The following is a 3,386-nucleotide window of genomic DNA, read 5'->3' on the forward strand; positions in this document are numbered from 1 at the left end:
GATCATCTGGATCCACCGGCTTTTCTGTTCCCCGTCCGGGGTATACAGATACAGCAGTCCATTGTGGGTATAATTATTCCACAGTCCCGGCGTATCATATGCAAACCAGGACGGATCTAACAGCGTGTGGTCTGCCATAGCCAGTGTCTCTCCTACTGAGATGGTCAAGCATTTTGGTAAGTATCGTGACGAAAAGAAACTAGCAGGTGAATCTGCTGAAAAGCACTTATGACATCGCCAGCTTATTATTAAGCCAATGGTTGATGCCTGTTTTGCGTGGGTCTTATCCATTTGCATGGCTTCATCCAGCAGATAGACATATGCCGTTTCTCCCTGTTTGGTTTTTGTGCGATATACCGTTCGTCTGTACTCCACTTCGCCGTACACGGTTTTGATACTGGTTTTCCGCTTTCCTTTTCCTCGATAGGTCTTTTTGTCACGGCTTTCTGCCAACTTGGCATCATAGGATTCAAGGACCTGCTGGGTGATCAGGCGACCAAATTCACAAACATAATCATATATTTTTTGCTCCAACATCTTGAAAGATACTAAGTTTTCGTCTACAATAGATTTCATCATACAGTCTCCTTTATCTGTTTTTTTCGCAACTAACATAATAAAGAAAAACTGTATGATTGGGAAGAGGGAATTTCCTTCTTCCCTTTTTAATTACTTATTTTTGCCAATGAAAATTATACACTAACAAATGTTTGATATCAGCAAAGACTCCACCTCCAAAAGAGCAATGGCCGGATGAACATTTGTCCACCCGGCCATTTTGCACCATATATTGGTTTTTTGTATAAAGATCTTCTTTCTATGGTCTATCTTAGCATTTTTCGAAAATCCACTGCTGATTAGCATTTCCATAGTATGACCACTGACATACATTTGCTCCATCGGATTTGCTCCAGTTATATACATCTAATGCTTTCTTACCACTGGAAATCTTTGTAACGATACCATATGCATTGGAATTACCAATCTTAACTGCTTTGAATCTCTGTGCATTTGCATTGTTTGCAGAATATGTCTGAATATTCTGGCCATCGTTGTTTGCACCATACTGTACATCCAACATGTAGCCATTACCATTCTTCAATGTGAAGTAACCATCACTGGTATTAGTCACATACCATTTCTGTCCCCGAACACCTGTTCCAGTTCCGATTTCAACGTTAACGCTGTTTCCTCCCTGATTATTCTTAACCTGAAGATATTTTTGTGCATTAACATTCTTGATGTAGTACCAGCCATTGCTGATAGTAGAACTTGAACTGCTTGGTGTTACAGTTGCCTGAGTCACTCCCGAATCCTTATACGCCTGAAGAACAGACCAATATGCAGTTTTTGGATTTCCAATGGTAGAGAACAACAATGGTTTTTGTCCTTTAATCCAGGTTACATCATCTGCTAGTCCCCAAATAGTAAGACCTGTAATCTTTCCTCCGGCTTTCTTAATACTAATCACATTCTTCATCAGACTGTACAAATAATTTGCCAAATCCTGATCTCCTTTGTTGGTTGCATCCAACTCGGTAATCTGTACTTCAAAACCTGCATTTACAAAGGACTGAACTGCCTGTGTATAATAAGCCACACTTGGATATGATGTTGACAGGTGAGACTGCATACCCACACCATTACAAATCTTGCCATCTGAGTTGATGTAATTAATCATTGTGATTACATCATTTACTTCCATGTATGTATTGAAGTCGTTATAGAAAAGACTTACTTTATTTGTTAAACCGAAGTATTTGATACAATCATATGCATACTGGAACGCACGTTTTACAAAAGCTGGTCTTGTTGTACGCGCACCATAAATCTTCTCCCAACCGGATGTTGTTGCATGAAGATACTCATTTACTACATCCCAAGCATATACACAACTACCATACTTGCTTGTGTATACGTGGTTCATAACAGTCTTAATGTAGTACTCCATACGTTTGTTCATCTGATCCTGTGATACATAACCATATTTGGTAGAATATCCTACACGGAAAAACCAATCTGGTGTCTGGCTATGCCATACAAGTGTATGAGCACGAACCCCAATTCCGTTCTCATAGCAAATTTTCAAAACTTTGTCTACCGTGTCAAAATTGATTTTTGGCACATAGGATTCTGTAAAGGAACCGGATACATAGTATCCAAGATTCTTTGCGGAGTCTCTTGTAATCAAGGATGGAGAATAACCCAACAATGCGTCTGGTTTCATCTCATTCTCCAATGTAATACTGTTGTACTGTGACTTAATGTGTGCCAATGTACTCGAATTCTGCAACTGGCTTAATGATACGCAGTTTCCTGATCTTCCAAATAAAGAACCATACGTACTTAATAAACTGCTCGAAGCTGCCGAACTCCTCTTATCACTACTACTTGGCACTAAAATTGACCCCAACATCAATATGCATAGCAATACACTACATGCCACACGGTAAATCCTGTTTTTGCTCATTGCAAAAAACCTCCTTCTTATTTATTTTACTCTAGTATAAAATAATTTGAACAAATCAAAAATATACTATTCTTTTCTTTTACTGTACTATTCCCGTCTTTAGTATTTAGCACTATATTTTTTCTTATTCAAAAAAACTTGACAAATTTTTTATTTTATACTTGCTTTTATAGTGCTATGGTGTTGTACTATAAGAGGGTGCATTTTTATGGCATATTTCTTAAAAAAAACAAAGAACCCATCGTTGGTCTTGGACTTCTTCTTGATGCAAATCAGATTCCTATAGGCATGAAACTGTTTCCGGGAAATCAAAGTGAAAAGCCAGTGATTCGAAATGTCATTGATGAGCTCAAAACAAGAAATTCTGTATCAGGAAGAACCATACAGATTGCAGATAAGGGGCTTAACTGCTCTGAAAACATTTTTCATGCGGTTAAAAATGGTGATAGGTATATCTTTTCAAAGTCCGTAAAGCAACTTCCGGAAAAAGAAAAAACATGGGTACTCCTGCCAAATGATTATAGAGATGTTAAAAATGCCAAGGGCGATGTTCTGTATCGAATCAAGGAATGCATTGATGACTTTGAATGAAGAACTCATAAAAAAATCTCTTGAACTTGCAGGATATAACATGCTGGTCACGTCAGAACTTTCCATGTCTGATAAAGACATATATGAAGCCTACCACAACCTTTGGAGAATTGAGGAATCATTCCGGATTATGAAATCCCAGCTTGATGCAAGGCCTGTATATTTGCAAAAAGAAAATACAATAATCTCACCAGAGGTTCGTCATTTATTAAAGAGTTTGCAAAACTCACAAACTTACCATTAACGTCATATTTTTTGAACGATGGGGAGATTAATCATGACCACCAGCTCAGCTGGTGGTTTCCTCTGCGGCTATAAGCCTGTG

General features: G+C 38.2%; 4 protein-coding genes. 2 read left to right on the forward strand and 2 right to left on the reverse strand.

The genetic code is table 11. The features are described from left to right. Together DW019_RS14670 and DW019_RS14675 are read right to left on the reverse strand one after the other, a co-directional pair. On the reverse strand, nt 1-579 hold a 579-nt coding region (locus DW019_RS14670), incomplete at its 3' end, for a UPF0236 family protein (protein ID WP_182431165.1). 250 nt (nt 580-829) lie between these two features. Next, complete coding sequence (locus tag DW019_RS14675; protein ID WP_243024170.1) at nt 830-2,470, reverse strand: endo-1,4-beta-xylanase; 1,641 nt, start codon at nt 2,468-2,470, stop codon at nt 830-832. Nucleotides 2,471-2,668: 198 nt separating this feature from the next. Here DW019_RS14675 and DW019_RS15230 point away from each other — a divergent pair, with 198 nt between their 5' ends. Further along, nucleotides 2,669-3,061 carry a hypothetical protein gene (locus DW019_RS15230; protein WP_182431166.1) on the forward strand — a complete coding sequence of 131 codons (393 nt, stop codon included), beginning with the start codon at nt 2,669-2,671 and terminating at the stop codon, nt 3,059-3,061. Continuing rightward, entirely contained in the window at nt 3,048-3,305 is a 258-nt protein-coding gene (locus tag DW019_RS15235; RefSeq protein ID WP_182431167.1) for a hypothetical protein, read from the forward strand. The genes DW019_RS15230 and DW019_RS15235 overlap by 14 nt, the downstream gene beginning before the upstream one ends. Nucleotides 3,306-3,386: the final 81 nt, after the last annotated feature.

The organism is Clostridium sp. AF37-5, assembly GCF_003477605.1.
GTDB lineage: Bacteria > Bacillota > Clostridia > Lachnospirales > Lachnospiraceae > Eubacterium_F.

Coding starts and splice junctions, on each gene's coding strand:
- DW019_RS14675 (WP_243024170.1), bottom strand. CDS start 2,470: ATGAGCAAAAACAGGATTTACCGTGTGGCATGTAGTGTATTGCTATGC.
- DW019_RS15235 (WP_182431167.1), top strand. CDS start 3,048: ATGACTTTGAATGAAGAACTCATAAAAAAATCTCTTGAACTTGCAGGA.